This window comes from Thiocystis violacea, from assembly GCF_016583575.1.
Lineage (GTDB): Bacteria > Pseudomonadota > Gammaproteobacteria > Chromatiales > Chromatiaceae > Thiocystis > Thiocystis violacea.
The window spans coordinates 1-16,187 of sequence record NZ_NRRG01000073.1 but is presented as its reverse complement, the minus strand read 5'-3'; the positions used below and the strand labels follow the sequence as shown (position 1 = coordinate 16,187).

Sequence of the window (16,187 nt, the reverse complement as noted above, 5' to 3'; positions counted from 1 at the left end):
CGTGATGATGAAACGTCGCAACTTGTCACCTGCCGGGTGAGCCCTAGAATGGGCGTATTTTACCTCCATCCTCTTGTTATGTAACGGGAATTCTTGGAAGACGGTTCATTCAGTTCACGGAACCAGGTGAGTGTCTTTCAGTCGGCTTCAGCCGAAACGCGGCTTTCAGCCGCAATCCATACTATGGACTTCTAGTCCATAGTGATTGATTTCCACAGCGGGGTGAGCAGGATCCATTCTTATCCATGGTCGCGTTTCAGTCTGGCCAATCGCTGACCTGTACGCATTGGGGGGATATCGTTAAGGCGATCAACAATGGCGAATCTAAAGAAACGGAGACACTACCTGACACTACCCATTTCCACACGCTAATACGGAGCCACGAAAACGACACCGATTCCCACTGCGCGTGACGCGAACTCACTGATCACATCTGAAATTCGAGAGAAATTCCATCCTCCGTTGGTCGCCTTGAAGCCTGAGCCTGGATTCCCGGCCAACCATGCTCAGCGCCATTTCCCTACCGTTTCATGGCGATCTGATAAACCGCATTGCGTTCGCGCTTTCCCACCGCCACAACGAGGATGATCAGTTCGGCATCCCGAACCTCATAGACCAGTCGGTAACCCACCGTTCGCAGTTTGATTTTATAGCGATCAGATCGCCCCAACAGTTGCGCGGCCGGGACACGCGGGTTGAGCAGGCGTTCAGCGAGCTTCTTCTTGAACTGGGTCCTCACCGATGCATCCAGTTTGCCCCATTCCTTCAGCGCCTCAGGATGAAAGGTCAGTTCATAGCTCATCCAACGACACCTTGAGCAGTGCCTGCCCGTCGTCAAGGCGGGCATCGGCCAGCGCATTCAGTTCCAAGTCTTCCAGCCGATCTATCAGCGCCTCGTAAGCATGGGCCGGAACGCAGTAGAACGCCGGTTCATTGCGGTTGAGGATGGCGACCGGAAAGCCCTCGCCAGCCGCCACGGTTCCCATGGGGTTCCGCTTCAATTCGGACACGCTAGCGGTGACTTCCGCCAGGATGAGATGGGTCATGACAATCTCCAGTCGATCAAGAGCACTCAGAATAGCATCCGCAATCGGCCTTGTGATTCAAGACGATTCACGCGCCTTCTGAAGCGCGAGCCGATACACCGAATCGCCAAGCCAGAAGCCGGCATCGGTTCTCAGCGCATCGAGGCACGGCCGGATGGCCGGCAACAAGCCGCGTTGCTTCGCCAGCAGCAGAACCCCGACCACGCCCATGGGCGTCAATCCCTGTTGCTGTGCAAGTCGTCGCCCGTCCTGCTCGTCCAGCAGGATGAGATCCGCTTCCAACTCGACCGCGAGCGCGATGCTCTCGGACTCGCCCCGGTCGAGATCCCGTTGCAAGGCACGAATCAGCGCGCGGTTGTTGGGTGTTTGGCGAACGATCCAGGAGGCCCGCGCGACTTCATCGCGACCGGGCCAGGATCGGCCGTTGGCGTTCAACTCATCCCAGACCGCATGGGCAATGTCGAGACGACCGAACAGCGCTTGCAGCAGGTTGAGTTGGCCGATGGCCGCGAGATTGGTCAGTGGCGAGGTGTTGCTGACAACCCGCCTCATGACGCCGGGCGGTCCCAGTTGGATAACGTGTCCAGATCCTCGAACAGATCCGCCTCGTCATAGTGAGCGGGTAGCTCGCGCGACGCCAGCAACTGCCGAAACCGCCACAGAGACATCCCGGCAAGCTCGCGCGCCTTCCCGATCGAAAGCCGCCGTTGAGCATAGAGGCTGATGGCAAGCTCCTGCTTGAGCTGGTCCGGCGACAAACGGGCGGAGTCCAATATATCCTGCGGAATATCGATCTGCGCTGAGGCCATCGGAGGCTCCTGACGGATTTTGCGAGCGAACGTCATTGTGCTGCTCGTCCTGACGGGTGTCGAGCCGCAACTCAGAGGGAAGATAGAGGGCGCACTCTGTTTCGAGTGCGAGGGGAAAGTGGTTCGATCTTGTCGCGGTCGGAGCGTCCCGCAAGCTGCGCCGCCGGGACGCGCGGGTTGAGCAGGCGTTCAGCGAGCTTCTTCTTGAACTGGGCCCGCACAGAGGCATCCAGTTTGCCCCACTCTTTCAGAGCCTCCGGATGAAAGGCCAGTTCATAGCTCATCCAACGACACCTTCAGCGGTGTCTGTCCATCCGCGAGGCGGGCATCGGCCAGCGCATTCAGTTCCAGGTCTTCCAGCCGATCCATCAGGGCCTCGTAGGCAGGCGCCGGCACACAATAGAACGCCGGCTCGTTGCGGTTGAGGATGGCGACCGGAAAGCCTTCGCCAGCCGCCACGGTCCCCGTGGGGTTCCGTTTCAATTCGGACACGCTGGCGGTAACTTCCGCTAGGATGAGATGGGTCATGACGCTCTGCCAATCGATTAAGAGCCCTCAGAATAGCATCCGCGATCGGTCTTCGCGTGAGACGCCCTGTCCTGCCGGGCGGCGACGTTTGAGCCTTGGAGCGTACGGGATGGCCGGCGCGCCTCGCTTTTGATCGCACCCTTCCTGGTGGAGGGCGAGCCCATCGACCAGGAAATCATGTCATGCTGGAGGCGGTCGGACGGCTGGTCGACCTGGCCGAGGATGAGGTGACGGGCGTCGCGCGGGTCGGTCGGAATGAGTAGGATCCGATCCTGATGGACAGGCGGATGCCTGGAATGGACGGACTGGAGGCGACCCGGCGGATTCGACAACGGCCCGAGGATAAGAGGCCCGCTGTTTCCAGGCGGGGATGAGCGATTTCATCACCAGGCCGGTCAATCCGGGCGTCCTGTTCGAAGGCCTGCCGCGGTAGCTTTCTCGATCGCCCGCCTGGTTGGCGGACGACCCACGAAACGTCTGAATTGGGTTGGAACGGTCAGTGGATTCCGATACGACAAACACGATTACCCCGCCCATCGAGCCGGCGGGCGAGACCATGCCCACGAGGTGTCCGGCCCAGGCCGGCGACGGCCCGCTGCTTCCCGCTTGGTCGAGCGACAAGCGTTCGGCGCCGTCGGCCGCGTTCCGCGGCGCGCTCTTTCCCTCGATCAGCCGCGGTAAGCGGACATGCGTGACGAACGTGGAGATTTTCACGGTCGGTCATATGCGGGTGCGATTCAGCGGCGAGCGGTTCGATCGGTCGGATCTGGATGTTTTCATGGAGATCATCAATGCCATCAAGGAACAGCCGGAGCGCTCCGAATTCGCCGCCGACGAGTTGCTCGTCTCGCTGAACAAGGGCCTCACCGGAGCCGCTCACGCCTGGCTGCAATCGGTCATCGCCCGCCTCACGCTGGGGATGGTCGAGATCATTACTCCGGAACAGGCCTATGTCGGTCATTTGGTCGAGAGTGCCTCGCGTTGCGAGGCGGACAAGCATTACGTGCTGCGACTCAACCCCGAATTCATGCGTCTGTTCCAGCACGGATGGTCGTCCCTCGACATGGAGCAGCGCCGGACGCTCAAGAACCCCACCGCGAGGGCGGTTCACGCCTATCTGTCCTCTCACAAGAATCCGGGAAGGCACACCATTGGCACGCTGGCCAGCATCGCCGGGATCGCCGGCACCAATGCCACCCCGACGATCGTCAAGGCACTCGACGAGCTGAAGGAGGTTGGATTCTTGAGTCGGTGGGAGATTGTTCAGGATACGGTCATCCTTGTCCTCAAGGCGGAAAACGACTTGCGATAGCCTGGGATGGATGGTTGCTTGGCGGGAAGCTCCGGTCCAGGTGTCGCTATTCCAGCCTCCCTATCCTCGCCAGGCCATCCCCCGGAGCCGTCACGCGGGTCTATTTCTCCCGCCATACCGTGGTGTAGAGATCATGCCGACGGTCCTTGAGATTCTGCACCGTGCCGCCGTTGCGCGCGGCCCTCAGCGCCTCCAGGCGCAGATCGGCGAAGGCGACGGTCTCGACATTGGGCGTGGTGTCGGCGGAGATGCCGTCGCGGGCGAAGGGGAAGTCGCAGGGGGTGAGGATGCAGCTCTGGGCGTACTGGATGTCCATGTTGTGCACATTCGGCAGGTTGCCGACGTTGCCGGACATGACCACATAGCACTGGTTCTCGACCGCGCGGGCCTGCGCGCAGTAACGCACCCGCAGATAGGATTGGCGCTCGTCGGTGCAGAAGGGGACGAACACGATATTGGCCCCCTGGTCGGCCAGATGACGGCCAAGCTCGGGGAACTCGGCGTCGTAGCAGATGAGCACGCCGATGGGGCCGCAGTCGGTGTTGATGGCGTTGAGCGAGTGACCGCCCTCGATATTCCACCAGTAGACTTCGTTCGGGGTCGGATGGATCTTGGGCTGTTCGTGGATCTCGCCGCCGCGCAGACAGACGTAGCAGATGTTCTCGACCCGTCCATTGGGCATGCGGGTCGGGTGCGAGCCGCCGATGATGTTGATGTTGTAGCGCACCGCCATGTCGCGCAGCGCCTCCTTGAGCGGCGTGGTGTACTTGGTCAGGGCCTCGATGGATTTGGCGGGCGAGAGTTCCTGGTCCTCCATGGAGAGGAGCTGGAGCGAGAAGAGTTCGGGGAAGACGACGAAATCCGCTCGGTATTCGGAGGTGACGTCGACGAAGTAACGCACCAGATCCAGGAACTCGTCGAAGGAGCCGACGCGCCGCTGCATGTACTGCACGCTGGCGACCCGAACCGTGTCTGGTAATCGAGCCCCATAGGTTTTCGCCCGTTTTTCTTCCTGCTCGTCGGGAGCATTCGGATTGCGCCAGATCAGATGCACGGCGTAGCCGAGCGAATCCTTGTCCTCGGGGAGATAATCGGGCAACAGACCCAGCACCTCGAAACCATTGCGCATCTGGAAGGTCAACACTGGATCGCGCTGGCGGCTATGTTTCACCTCTTCCAGGTACGCCTTGGGGTCATCGAAACGGCGCAGCCGCTTGGCCAGCGTCGGCAGGCGTCCACCGAAGACGATCCCCTTGGCCCCCCAGGAGCGCGCCAGCTTCCGGCGCTCGTCGTAGAGTCGTTGGCCGATGCGCAATCCCCGGTAGTCGGGGTCGACGCAGACCTCCATCCCATAGAGATAGTCGCCATCCGGATCGTGGCGCGAGGCGTAGCCGCCGCCGGTGATCTCGCGCCAGGTGTGCGCTCTCAGGGCATTCTGGCCGTCGATCAGAAAGGTGGCGCAGTAGCCGACGATGGACCCTTCGTATTCGGCCACGAACTGGCCTTCGGAGAAGTTGTTGATCTGGCCCCGCAGCATGGCCGGCGAGTAACTCCCCAGCCCGGACGGCTCGTACACTTTTGAAACAAGCGAGCGGATGGCCGCGATGTCCTTGATACGAGCGTTGCGCACGAGCAGTTGGGGTTTGGTGGCGCTGCTCCGGGGCCTGTTGGGCATGATGAACACTCCGGTGATGAGGGCACGGCGCGATCGGCGTGCCTTTGGCACAATGATTGTGACAGAAAGGCCGCCTGGCTTCGTCAAGGGCGATGTTTCCGGTGGTTGGATCGGGGCGCCGGCCTTGTCCACGGGGGGCCTTCGCCCTCACATCACGGAGAGATATCGTCCTCCCGTCGTCTTGACCAGGCGCGCCGGGTCGATGGGATCTAGGTTTTGTCGCCACACGGGATTCCTGACATGAAAGCGATCGAAATTCGAGAAACCGGCGGGCCGGAGGTTCTGAGGCTCGTGGAACGTCCCCGTCCCGAGCTGACTGGACCTGAGGATATCCTGGTCAAGCTCGCTGCCGCGGGCGTGAATCCGGTGGATACCAAGATCCGCGCCAAGGGCCCCTTGCTGCCGGACGGCCTGCCGGCCGTGCTGGGTTGCGATGGGGCCGGAGTCGTCGAGGCCGTCGGCGCGGATGTGACCCGCTTCAAGCCGGGCGACGAGGTCTGGTTCTGTCACGGCGGTATCGGCGGTCCGGTGGGCAACTACGCTGAATACCTGGTGCTGGACAACCATCTGGCCCAGGCCAAGCCGCGCGCCATCGACATGATCCAGGCCGCCTCGGCCCCCCTGGTGCTGCTCACCGCCTGGGAGGCGCTGCATGATCGGGCGCGGCTCGCGGAGGGACAGCGGGTGCTGATCCACGCCGGTGCCGGCGGGGTCGGCCATGTCGCCATCCAACTCGCCAGGGCGGCCGGCGCGCGGGTCTGCACCACCGTAAGCAGCGCCGAGAAGGCCGACTTCGCCCACGCCCTGGGGGCCGAGTTCTGCATCAACTACCAGGAAGAGGATCTGGTCGAGGCGGTCATGGACTGGACCGAGGGGCGGGGTGTCGATATCGCCCTGGATACGGTCGGGCCGGAGGTTTTCCGGCGCACCATCCCGGCCATGGCGCCTTATGGCGATCTGGTGACCATCCTCGATCCGGGGCCGGAGCTGGATCTCAAGGAGGCGCGGGTACGCAATCTGCGTATCAGCCTGGAGCTGATGCTGACCCCCATGCTCAGGGATCTGCCTCGGGCACGCCTGCATCAGGGCGAGATCCTCAGGCGCTGCGGCAACCTGATCGACCGTGGGGAGCTGCGGCTTCATGTCTCCCAAACCTTCCCCCTGGCGCAGGCCGCCGAGGCGCATCGTCTGATCGAGCAGGGTCATGTGACGGGTAAACTGGCCTTGACGATGGATTGAAAGCGCGTGAATCGACCGAGGTCCAATTGAACGCTATCCCGACCATGACACAAGTGCGGGTCGCCCTGCTGTCCGACACCCATGGCGCGCTTGATCCGCGCGTCCAGGAGGTCGTGGCCGGCTGCGACATCGCGGTGCATGGCGGCGATATCGGTCACGCCTCCATCCTGGCCCAGCTCCAGCCCCGGCTGGGACGGGTGCTGGCGGTGTTCGGCAACAACGACGTCGCCCGCAAATGGCCGGAGGAGGATCGGCGTCTGCTCGTCCACCTGCCCGAGTGGCTGGAGCAGCCACTGCCGGGCGGTGCCCTGGTGCTGATCCATGGACATCAGGTGCCGGCGCGCGATCGTCACCGCCTGCTGCGCCTGCGCTTTCCGCTCGCGCGCGTCATCGTCTACGGGCACAGCCACCAATTGGCGGAAGACCTCGGGACCATCCCCTGGATCCTCAATCCCGGCGCGGCGGGCCGCTCGCGCACCCACGGCGGACCCTCCTGCATGGTCCTCACGGCGACCGCCGGGGACTGGCGTGTCGAGACCCATCGATTCCCACTTTCGATGCCGGGACGGGGACTGGGATACACTCGTTCACATGAACAATCCAAGCATCAACTCGGTCAAGCCACCCAAGTCACTGCTCCGCCAGGTCGGGCGGGCCATCGCTGACTTCAGAATGATCGGCGAGGGGGATCGCATCCTGCTCGGCGTCTCGGGCGGCAAGGATTCGCTCTCGCTCCTCCAGATTCTCAACCACCTGCGTACCTACGCCCCGGTGCGCTTCGAGCTGGCGGTCCTGACCGTCGATCCCGAGGTTCCCGGTTTCGATCCGCAAGCGCTCAAGGATTACTACGAGCGTCTGGGCGTGCCCTGGCACTACGAGCAGCAACCCCTGATGGAACAGGCCAAGGTCCACATGGACGGCGACTCCTTCTGTGCCTATTGCTCGCGTATGAAGCGCGGCATCATGTACCGCATCTGCCGGGAGCGCGGCTATAACGTCCTCGCCCTGGGCCAGCATCTGGACGACCTGGCCGAGAGCCTCCTGATGTCGCTCTTTCACGGCGGCCAGTTGCGGACCATGAAGGCTCACTATCGCAACCAGGAGGGCGATGTCCGGGTCATCCGCCCGCTGGTGTACTGCCGCGAGCGCCAGACGGGGGATTTCGCCCGCCGCGCCGGGCTGCCCGTCATTCCCGACTCCTGCCCGGCCTGTTTCTCCATGCCGACCCGGCGCGAGCACATGAAGGCCCTGCTCGCGCAAGAGGAGGCCGGTCACGACACGCTCTTTTCCAACATCCTCCACGCCATCAAGCCGATCATGACCGAGGGCGGGCTGCCCGAGCCGGGCTGGCCGGCGTCCTCCGCGACCGGGGCCGAGTGAGACCAGGCACCCCGCTGATTCTGGCGCTCGGGGTCTGGTCGGCGCTCGGGATCGCGGCGGCCTGGACGACCTCGGCGGTTCCGGCCTGGCGAATCCTCGGTGTCCTCATCCTCGGGGTCGCCAGCGTCGATCTGCTGCTCCTGCGTCGCTGGCCCTCGCCGATCCTGTCGCGGAGCCTGAACCGGACCTTGCCCCAGGGCGTCTGGAGCCCGGTTCGGCTCAGGATCGAGAACCCCTCGCGTCGACGGCTGCGGCTCCAAGTGCATGACTTGCATCCGGCCGACTTCGAGGTCAGTGGTCTGCCTCGGGCGCTCGTCCTGGGGCCGAGTCAGGGCGCGACCATCGAGTATCGGCTGCGGCCGCATCGGCGCGGCGACCAGCCGATGAGCGGATGCGATCTCGCCCTGCGCTCGCCCCTGGGGCTTTGGGTCCAGCGGCGCACCCAACCCCTGCCGGCCACCCTGCGCGTCTTCCCCAATTTCGCCGAGATCAGCCACTACACCCTGTTGGCGACCAGCGACCGTCTCGCGGGGCTCGGCGTGCGGCGTCTGCAACGGCGCGGCACGGGCGCGGAGTTTCATCAGTTGCGCGAGTACCGCCTCGGCGACAGTCTGCGCCAGATCGACTGGAAGGCGACCTCGCGCGTGCGCAAGCTGATCTCGCGTGAGTATCAGGACGAGCGCGATCAGCGGCTGATCTTCCTGCTCGATTGCGGGCGACGCATGCGGCACCTGGACGAGTCCGGGCGCGGTCATCTGGACGAGGCGCTCAATGCGCTCCTGCTGCTCGCCTATGTCGCCGTGCGCCAGGGCGACGCCGTGGGGCTCATGACCTATGGCGGACCCAGACGCTGGTTCGCCCCCCGCAAGGATCCCGCGACGGTCAATCGGCTGCTGGAGGCGGTTTACGACCTTCAGCCAAGCCTGGAGGCCGCCGATCCGCTATCCGCCGCGCGTGAACTCCTGCAAGCCGTGCCTCGCCGCGCCCTGGTGGTGCTCATCACCAACAGCCGCGACGAGGACCAGGCCGGACTGGAGCGAGCGGCCAGTCTGCTGCGGCGGCGTCATCTGGTGGTGATCGCGGACCTGCGCGAATCGTCCCTGGATACGAACCTCGCGAAACCCATCCAGGATCTCCAGGACGCCCTGCGTTTTCACGCGATCCAGGACTGGCTCGCCTCGCGACGGCGTCACCGCGAGTGGCTCCAGCATCTCGGGGTCGCGGTGCTCGACCTGCTGCCCGCGCAACTCCCGATCGCCTTGGTCAATCGCTACTTCGAGATCAAGCGCGCCGGGGTGCTCTGAGCATCGGCCGTGGCGAAGCGCCCTCGGTGAACCTATGATGCCTTCCGCGCCACCGGTATCCGCCGAATCCTCGCCTGACCACCGACCACTGACCGTCCCTTTCGCTAACAGCCACGCATGCATATTCGAACCAAGCTTGCCGTCGGACTCGTCTCCATCCTGGCGATCAATCTTCTCGCCAGCCTTCATGGGTTTCATCTGCTTACGCAGTCCTCGACCCGCGAGTCCGAGGTTCGCGAGCTTTCCTCCAGCATCCTCGTGGCGGCCCTGACCTCCCAGGTCCATTTCAAGAAACAGGTCCAGGAATGGAAGAACATCCTGCTGCGCGGACAGGAGCCGTCGCTCTACGCGAACTACTACCAGCGTTTCGAGCGTGAAGAGATCGCGACCCGGCAGAGCATGGAGCGGCTGGTGCGGCTGCTCGACGAGAACGACCGCGCGCGCGCCGCCGCCGAGCGGTTCCTGGACGCGCACGGGCGGCTCGGCCGGGAATACCGCGCCGCGCTCGTCTTCTATCGCGCCGATGATCTGGCCCCCCAACTGGAGGTCGACCGGCGGGTGCGCGGGATCGATCGCGAGCCGACCGACCTGCTCGACGAGGTGGTCAGCGCCGCGCTCGCCCACAAGGAGGCCACCCTGGCGCGACTCGATGTCTCGGCGCGGAGCCTGGAGCGCTGGATCCTGCTCATCACCAGCGGTGTCATGAGCGGCGCGGTGCTGCTGCTCATCTGGCTGGTGGATCGCGCCATCGGCCAGCCGATCGCCACCGTCACCGCCGTCGCGCGGCGCGTCAGCGCGGGGGACTTTTCCACCCCCATCGCGGTCGAGGGCGCTGGCGAGCAGGCCGAGATGCTGGCGGCGCTCGCGGCCATGCAGGAGAGCCTGGCCGCCTTCGAGGCCAGCCTCACGCAAAGCGAGGCGCGCTCGCGACTGCTGCTGGAGTCGACGGGGGAGGGCATCTATGGCGTCGACACCGAGGGTCGCTGCATCTTCTGCAACCCGGCGGGCGCGCGGATGCTCGGCTATGCCGCGCCGGCCGAGTTGGTGGGGCGCGACATGCACGAGACCCTGCACCATTCCCGCGCGGACGGCTCGCACTATCCCGCCGATCACTGCAAGGCCCGTCTCACCTATCGCGAGGGCGTGCCGGCGCGCGTGGACGACGAGGTGTTCTGGCGCGCCGACGGCCGCCGCTTTCCGGTCGAGTATCACGCCAACCCCATCCACCGGGATGGCGCCCTAGTCGGCGCGGTGGTCACCTTCTCCGACATCGAGGCCCGCAAGGAGGCCGAGACGGCCTTGAAGGCGGCTCACCAGGCGCTGGCCGAGGAGCGTTCCCAACTGGCCGAGCGCGTGCGCCGCCGCACCCTCGATCTGGATCGCGCCAACGCGGAGCTGGCCCGCTCTGCCCAGGCGAAGGACGAATTCCTCGCCGCCATGAGCCACGAACTGCGCACCCCTCTGACCTCCATCCTTGGTCTCTCGGAGACCATGGGGGACGGACTGCTCGGCCCCTTGAGCCAGCAGCAGGACAAGGCGGTCCACATGATCCACGAGAACGGAACCCATCTGCTGGAGCTGATCAACGACATCCTGGACATGACGCGGGTCGCCTCCGGCCAGATGCAACTGCGCTGGGACCAGGTTCCGGTGAGCCAGCTCTGCGACGCCAGTCTGCGGCTGGTCGGACCCGCCGCCAAGCGCAAGGAACTCGCGGTCTCACTGTCCATCGACCCCGAGGTCCGGCTGGTGCGCGGCGACAGCCGCCGGCTCAAGCAGATGCTGGTCAACCTGCTCGGCAACGCGGTCAAGTTCACCCCCTCGGGCGGGTCGATCGGGCTGGATGTCACAGGCGATCCGGTGCGGCGCGAGCTGCGCTTCGGCATCTGGGATACCGGCGTAGGGATCCCGAGCGACCAGTTCGACCGGCTCTTCCGTCCCTTCGTCCAGTTGGACAGTCGACCCGCGCGCCAGTACGACGGCACCGGACTCGGACTGGCGCTGGCCTCCGGGATGGCGGAGTTGCACCAGGGCCGGATCCAGGTCGAAAGCGAGGTCGGCAAGGGCAGTCGCTTCGAGATCCGGCTGCCCTGGGATCCGGACGCCCAACAGGCCGATCGGCTCCAGCCCGAACTGGACGCGCGGGGCGAGCCGGTCGCACCGGCCGATCCGCTCGATCCGCCCCAGATCCTGCTGGTCGACGACAATGCCAGCAACCTGGAGATGCTCTCGACCTATCTGCGGATTCGGGGCTGCGCGGTGCGCGCGGTTCGCACCGGCGGCCAGGCCATCGACGCCGCCCGCGAACGACGTCCGGATGTCATCCTCATGGATGTCCAGATGCCTGGGATGGATGGCCTAGAGACCACCCGCCGACTCCGCGCCGATCCGACCCTGCGGCTCGTCCCCATCATCGCGCTCACCGCCCTGGCCATGCCCGGCGACCGCGAGCAGTGCCTGGACGCCGGCATGGACGACTATCTGAGCAAGCCGCTCGGGCTCAAGGAGCTGCACGCCACCATCATCCAGTGGATCAATCGCACGCGGGTGGGGTGAGGGCGCTCGCGCGGGCCTTCTGGCGCGCCTCGGACGCGGGTGCCACACTCTCCGGCAAGGCCGCGCTCAAGATCATCCCGGAGGAGCCATGAACCCCGCGACACAAACCGCCCCACGCCCTGCCTGCTACGAGGACATCCTCAGCCTGCCGGAACACCTGGTCGGGGAGATCCTGCATGGCGCCCTGCATACCCATCCGCGCCCAGCGCCCAAGCATGCGCTGGCTTACTCGGCGCTCGGCTTTCTGATCGGCGGTCCCTTCCATGGCGGTCTAGGCGGTCCGGGCGGCTGGTGGATCCTGGACGAGCCTGAACTGCATCTGGGCGCGGACGTGCTGGTTCCGGATCTCGCCGGCTGGCGGCGCGAGCGGATGCCGGCCCTGCCGGACACCGCCTGGTTCGAGCTGGCGCCGGATTGGGTCTGCGAGATCCTCTCCCCCGCGACCGCCGGCACGGATCGCGCCATCAAGATGCCGCTCTACGCGCGGGAAGGGGTTCCCTATCTCTGGCTGGTCGACCCCAAGGCGCGAACGCTCGAGGTCTATCGGCTCCAGGAGGATCGCCACTGGCTGTTGCTGGAGACGCTCCAGGGCGACGGCGTTGTGAGCCAGCCGCCATTCGAGGCCGCTCCCTTCGCCTTGAACGCCCTCTGGGCGGATTAGAAAGCGCGCGGGTATGACCACGAGCGCGGGCGCGTGAAGACTCCGCCGTCGCGCTTCGACAGGCGGTCAGGGGCGCTCGGGCTTCCGGCTCACTCGTGGGTTCGGTGACCCTGCACTGTGCGTCGCCGGGTCATGGCGGGCCGGGTCCGTTCGACGATGACCGCCTTCAGTCCGGTTTGCGCGCTACGAAGATCAGGGTGTTGCGGCCCAGATAGCCATGCTCGGCCGACCAGTAATCGTAGGCCCCCACCTCGCCGTAGCCCAGTTCGCGCAGTTGGTCGAGGAGTTCCCAACCGAAGTGGTAGTAGCAGAGGCAGCCCTCGGCATTGACCGGGTCGCCATGGTACTCGGGTGGATGCAGATGTTCGATCCGCCCATCCGCGTCGATCCGGGCGCGGACGAGGCTGGAATAGGTATCGACAATGAAGGGGACGCTGAAAAAGAGTGTTCCGCCCGGCTTCAGACAGCGCAGACAGTCGCGCGCCGCGGCCAGATAGTCGGGTACATGCTCAAGCACGTCGAACGACAGGATATGGTCCAGGCTGTCGTCGCCGAAACTCAGCCGGGTGAGATCCTCGTGACGAAGACCCTGTTCGCTGACCTGTCCGGATCTCAGGTGGGGACCGAGGAATTCGCTTCCGGTCAGTTGGTCGTAGCGTTCCGACATCCAGCGATGGAGCGCGGTGTTCTGCTCGGTGAGGTAGATGGGGTCTTGGCGGTTTCCCCCCAGGACTTCCTCGAACAGGTGCAGGGTCGCGCGCACGCGGCTGTTGAGGCGACAGCCTGGACAGACCAGTCGCTCGCGCCAATTGGGTTGCAGTCGGCCATCGACCGGATAGGCGTATCTGAAATCAACCTCTAGCTCGACTTGGCTTTGGCAGGGATAACAGTAACCGGATGTCTGGAAGGGCGTCCGATCCCTGGGTGTCAGGCTGGTCTCATGGCGTCGGCGCTGCTCGGGGCTCCTGCTGCGATGGATTCGTTGTTCGTACTCGGCCAATGACTCCAGCCAGGTTGGGCGGAAGGCTGAAAGCGACTTGGCTCGTTTGCACCACATCTTCGTGAGCATATTTACAATCCTCCATGTTCAGGATGGCTCCGAACGAGAGCCCCCAGGCATCCTGTTCGGAATCGGCCTTGCGCGCAATACTTCGATCGAACGCCGCAAAGAGGCATCGGGAGAACCAACGAATCTTGGGCCAAATCGCTCATCGCCCGGTCTCTTACTCATGGATGTCCAGATGCCTGGGGTGGAGGGGTTGGGAGTACCCCTAGGCGCAGACCCGGCCTCGCGGCTCGTCGCGCTGGCCATGCCGGGCGACCGCGAGCAATGCCTGGACGCCGGCATGGACGACTATGCGAACAAACCGCTCGGGCTCAAGGCACCGCACACCACCATCATCCAGTGGATCAATCGCACACGGGTGGGGTGAGGCCCGCCGCGCGGGAGCGCCGCGAGCGCGCGTTTGACTCGAATCAAGGCGTCAGCCGCGCCGTGCTCGTCCAATGGGTTCGAGAAGCCCAGCGGAGGATCCCAGCGATGACCCAGAGCCCACACGACGACCCCTCGGAGCCGACGTCAGAGGAGGACGACCTCGCCGAGATCGAGCTGACCGACGACGACATCCTGGAGGCGATGCGCGAGATCCCCGGCTATCTCGACATCACCACCATGGATTTCCGCGCGGTCTATCATCTGGCGCATCGTCACGCGCTCGATCGACTGTTCAGCGGCATCACCGCCGGACGGCTGATGCGCCGCGAGGTCCGACCGCTGACGCCGGACATCCCGCTTGCCGAGGCCATCCCCAGTTTCGTGCGCCAGGGGCTGAAGTCGCTGCCGGTGGTGGACGGGCAGCGGCGCGTGATCGGCATCCTGACCGAGACCGATGTGCTGGGCGGCCTGGGGGCGGAGACCTTCCTCGCCCTGATGGCGCGGGTCATCGCGGACGCCAAGTGCATCAAGTCGGAGCAGCACCATCGCCCGGTCGGTGAACTGATGACCGCACCCGTGGTCAGCGTGCCGCTGCACGCCGGTCTGCGTGAGATCCTCGCCGCCTTCGCCAGCCATCCCGGACGGGCCATGCCGGTGCTCACCACCGATGGCCGTCTGGCGGGCCTGCTCCCGCGCAAGGTTTTCCTCAACGCCTGTCACCCGGATCGCCGGCCATGAGGCTGAAGGGCTATCTGAGCAAGATGCGCGGCAGCGTCCATGGCAGCCCGCCTCGGGTCAGTCTGCCGGAGGTGCTCTGGTCCTGGACGGGCGCCTTCCTGGGGATCGCCGCCGTCGCGTGGCTCAATCAGTGGTTCTTCGCCGGGACCGATCTGACGCTCGCCATCGGCTCGCTCGGCGCCTCGGCGGTGCTGGTATTCGGCGCGGTGCGCAGCCCGTTGGCGCAGCCGCGCAACCTCATCGGCGGGCATGTCCTCTCGGCGCTGGTGGGCGTGACCTGCTGGCAGTGGCTGGGCGGCGAGCCCTGGCTCGCTCAGTCGCTCGCGGTCGCCACCGCCATCGCCCTCATGCACCTGACCCGCACCCTGCACCCGCCGGGCGGCGCGACCGCGCTCATCGCCGTCATCGGCTCCGACCAGGTCCATGCCATGGGCTATCTCTTCGTGCTGCTACCGGCCACGCTGGGACCGCTGGTGCTGCTCGCCGTGGCGCTGCTCTTCAACAATCTCCCCGCCGCCCGGCGCTATCCGGAGTTCTGGCTGTAGCCGGCTCGACCGGGTCGCACGGGCCACCCCTTTTTTCAATCGCTGGATGCTGTGAGTCTTCGATGAATCTACCCAAACCCAGTCGGCGTGCCCTCTCCCTGCTCGCCGTGCTCATTCCACTGCTCGGTGCCTTCCTGTGGCTGGCGCTGACCTCGGGGCCGCTGGCCCCGGTGCTGGTGACCCTGGTCAGCGTCGAGGAACACGCGATCGCCCCGGCCCTGTTCGGGGTCGGGACGGTCGAGGCGCGCTACACCTACCGCATCGGCCCGACCATCGCCGGACGGGTGAGCCATGTCGCGGTTCAGGTCGGCGAGCGGGTCGAGGCCGGGCAACGGCTCGGCGAGATGGACCCGGTCGATCTCGACGAGCGTCTCGCCGCTCAGGACGCCGCCCTGCGCCGCGCCGAGTCCGGCGTGGTCGCCGCCCGTGCCCAGGTGCGCGATGCCCAGGCGCGGCGCGACTTCGCCAGCGCCCAGGTCAAACGCTATGAGCAACTGCTGCTGGCGCGCACCGCCAGCGAGGACACGGCGGAGGCCAAGCGTCAGGAGGCGCAGATCGCCGAGGCCGGCGTGGCGCTGGGGTTGGCCAATCTGGAATCCGCCGAGCAGGATCTCGGACGGGTGCGCGCGGAGCGCGCGGCACTGGTGCGCCAGCGCGACACGCTGCGCCTGGTCGCCCCGGCCGATGGCCTGCCGCTGGGCGGTCTGGTGGTCTCGCGCGACGCCGAACCAGGGAGCACGGTGGTGGCGGGGCAGTCGGTGGTGGAGGTGGTCGATCCCGCCAGCCTCTGGGTCGATGTCCGTTTCGATCAGCTCGGCGCGGGGGCGTTGCGCGCCGGTCTCGCGGCCCGCATCGCGCTGCGCTCGCAGCCGCTCGGCGCGCTGGATGGTCAAGTCGAGCGGGTCGAGCCGCGCGCCGATGCCATCACCGAGGAGCTGCTGGCCAAGGTGGTTTTCGCC

19 protein-coding genes are annotated in these 16,187 nt (G+C 65.5%); 11 read left to right on the top strand and 8 right to left on the bottom strand.

Going from position 1 to position 16,187, the window contains the following annotated elements:
- Positions 1 to 520 precede the first annotated feature (520 nt).
- The 6 genes from CKO27_RS21615 to CKO27_RS21590 form a co-directional block, all read right to left on the bottom strand.
- Positions 521 to 802, bottom strand: a complete 282-nt coding sequence (locus CKO27_RS21615; protein WP_200376997.1) for a type II toxin-antitoxin system RelE family toxin — start codon at positions 800 to 802, stop codon at positions 521 to 523.
- A complete protein-coding gene (locus CKO27_RS21610; protein ID WP_200376996.1) occupies positions 792 to 1,046 on the bottom strand; it encodes a type II toxin-antitoxin system Phd/YefM family antitoxin in 255 nt (84 codons plus the stop codon). The genes CKO27_RS21615 and CKO27_RS21610 overlap by 11 nt, the downstream gene beginning before the upstream one ends.
- Before the next feature lie 57 nt (positions 1,047 to 1,103).
- Positions 1,104 to 1,598, bottom strand: a complete 495-nt coding sequence (locus CKO27_RS21605) for a PIN domain-containing protein (RefSeq protein WP_200376995.1) — start codon at positions 1,596 to 1,598, stop codon at positions 1,104 to 1,106.
- Positions 1,595 to 1,855 carry a UPF0175 family protein gene (locus CKO27_RS21600; protein WP_200376994.1) on the bottom strand — a complete coding sequence of 87 codons (261 nt, stop codon included), beginning with the start codon at positions 1,853 to 1,855 and terminating at the stop codon, positions 1,595 to 1,597. Before CKO27_RS21600 ends, CKO27_RS21605 begins: the two co-directional genes overlap by 4 nt.
- Positions 1,856 to 1,926: 71 nt before the next feature.
- Entirely contained in the window at positions 1,927 to 2,139 is a 213-nt protein-coding gene (locus CKO27_RS21595) for a type II toxin-antitoxin system RelE family toxin (protein WP_200376993.1), read from the bottom strand.
- Entirely contained in the window at positions 2,129 to 2,383 is a 255-nt protein-coding gene (locus tag CKO27_RS21590; RefSeq protein WP_200376992.1) for a type II toxin-antitoxin system Phd/YefM family antitoxin, read from the bottom strand. The genes CKO27_RS21595 and CKO27_RS21590 overlap by 11 nt, the downstream gene beginning before the upstream one ends.
- 556 nt (positions 2,384 to 2,939) lie before the next feature.
- On the opposite strand from CKO27_RS21590, the gene CKO27_RS21585 reads away from it, so the two are divergent.
- Complete coding sequence (locus tag CKO27_RS21585) at positions 2,940 to 3,695, top strand: hypothetical protein (RefSeq protein WP_200376991.1); 756 nt, start codon at positions 2,940 to 2,942, stop codon at positions 3,693 to 3,695.
- A 100-nt stretch (positions 3,696 to 3,795) separates the two neighbouring features.
- Here CKO27_RS21585 and CKO27_RS21580 read toward each other — a convergent pair whose 3' ends face one another.
- The gene (locus CKO27_RS21580; protein WP_200376990.1) at positions 3,796 to 5,370 is read right to left on the bottom strand and encodes a bifunctional GNAT family N-acetyltransferase/carbon-nitrogen hydrolase family protein; all 1,575 of its coding nucleotides are present in this window, start codon (positions 5,368 to 5,370) and stop codon (positions 3,796 to 3,798) included.
- 240 nt (positions 5,371 to 5,610) lie between these two features.
- Here CKO27_RS21580 and CKO27_RS21575 point away from each other — a divergent pair, with 240 nt between their 5' ends.
- The 6 genes from CKO27_RS21575 (at position 5,611) to CKO27_RS21550 (ending at position 12,510) form a co-directional block, all read left to right on the top strand.
- The gene (locus CKO27_RS21575; RefSeq protein WP_200376989.1) at positions 5,611 to 6,609 is read left to right on the top strand and encodes a zinc-dependent alcohol dehydrogenase family protein; all 999 of its coding nucleotides are present in this window, start codon (positions 5,611 to 5,613) and stop codon (positions 6,607 to 6,609) included.
- A gap of 44 nt (positions 6,610 to 6,653) precedes the next feature.
- On the top strand, positions 6,654 to 7,274 hold the full coding sequence (locus CKO27_RS21570) for a metallophosphoesterase family protein (RefSeq protein WP_200376998.1): 621 nt from the start codon (positions 6,654 to 6,656) through the stop codon (positions 7,272 to 7,274).
- Positions 7,201 to 7,989 (top strand): PP-loop family protein, encoded by a 789-nt coding sequence (locus CKO27_RS21565; RefSeq protein WP_200376988.1) that lies wholly within the window; start codon positions 7,201 to 7,203, stop codon positions 7,987 to 7,989. Before CKO27_RS21570 ends, CKO27_RS21565 begins: the two co-directional genes overlap by 74 nt.
- Positions 7,986 to 9,293 (top strand): DUF58 domain-containing protein, encoded by a 1,308-nt coding sequence (locus CKO27_RS21560; protein ID WP_200376987.1) that lies wholly within the window; start codon positions 7,986 to 7,988, stop codon positions 9,291 to 9,293. The genes CKO27_RS21565 and CKO27_RS21560 overlap by 4 nt, the downstream gene beginning before the upstream one ends.
- Before the next feature lie 117 nt (positions 9,294 to 9,410).
- On the top strand, positions 9,411 to 11,849 hold the full coding sequence (locus tag CKO27_RS21555) for a response regulator (RefSeq protein WP_200376986.1): 2,439 nt from the start codon (positions 9,411 to 9,413) through the stop codon (positions 11,847 to 11,849).
- A gap of 88 nt (positions 11,850 to 11,937) precedes the next feature.
- Positions 11,938 to 12,510: a Uma2 family endonuclease gene (locus CKO27_RS21550; RefSeq protein WP_200376985.1), complete on the top strand. Its 573-nt coding sequence runs from the start codon at positions 11,938 to 11,940 to the stop codon at positions 12,508 to 12,510.
- A gap of 166 nt (positions 12,511 to 12,676) precedes the next feature.
- On the opposite strand, the gene CKO27_RS21545 is transcribed toward CKO27_RS21550, so the two are convergent.
- A complete protein-coding gene (locus CKO27_RS21545; RefSeq protein ID WP_200376984.1) occupies positions 12,677 to 13,579 on the bottom strand; it encodes a class I SAM-dependent methyltransferase in 903 nt (300 codons plus the stop codon).
- Positions 13,580 to 13,751: 172 nt separating this feature from the next.
- On the opposite strand from CKO27_RS21545, the gene CKO27_RS21540 reads away from it, so the two are divergent.
- From CKO27_RS21540 to CKO27_RS21525, 4 genes are all read left to right on the top strand, one after another.
- Entirely contained in the window at positions 13,752 to 13,943 is a 192-nt protein-coding gene (locus CKO27_RS21540; protein WP_200376983.1) for a response regulator, read from the top strand.
- 107 nt (positions 13,944 to 14,050) lie between these two features.
- Positions 14,051 to 14,683 (top strand): CBS domain-containing protein, encoded by a 633-nt coding sequence (locus tag CKO27_RS21535; RefSeq protein WP_200376982.1) that lies wholly within the window; start codon positions 14,051 to 14,053, stop codon positions 14,681 to 14,683.
- Positions 14,680 to 15,228, top strand: coding sequence for an HPP family protein (locus CKO27_RS21530; RefSeq protein ID WP_200376981.1), 549 nt, complete (start codon positions 14,680 to 14,682; stop codon positions 15,226 to 15,228). The genes CKO27_RS21535 and CKO27_RS21530 overlap by 4 nt, the downstream gene beginning before the upstream one ends.
- A gap of 62 nt (positions 15,229 to 15,290) precedes the next feature.
- Positions 15,291 to 16,187, top strand: an 897-nt coding sequence (locus CKO27_RS21525; protein WP_200376980.1) for an efflux RND transporter periplasmic adaptor subunit, incomplete at its 3' end; no start/stop codon positions are given.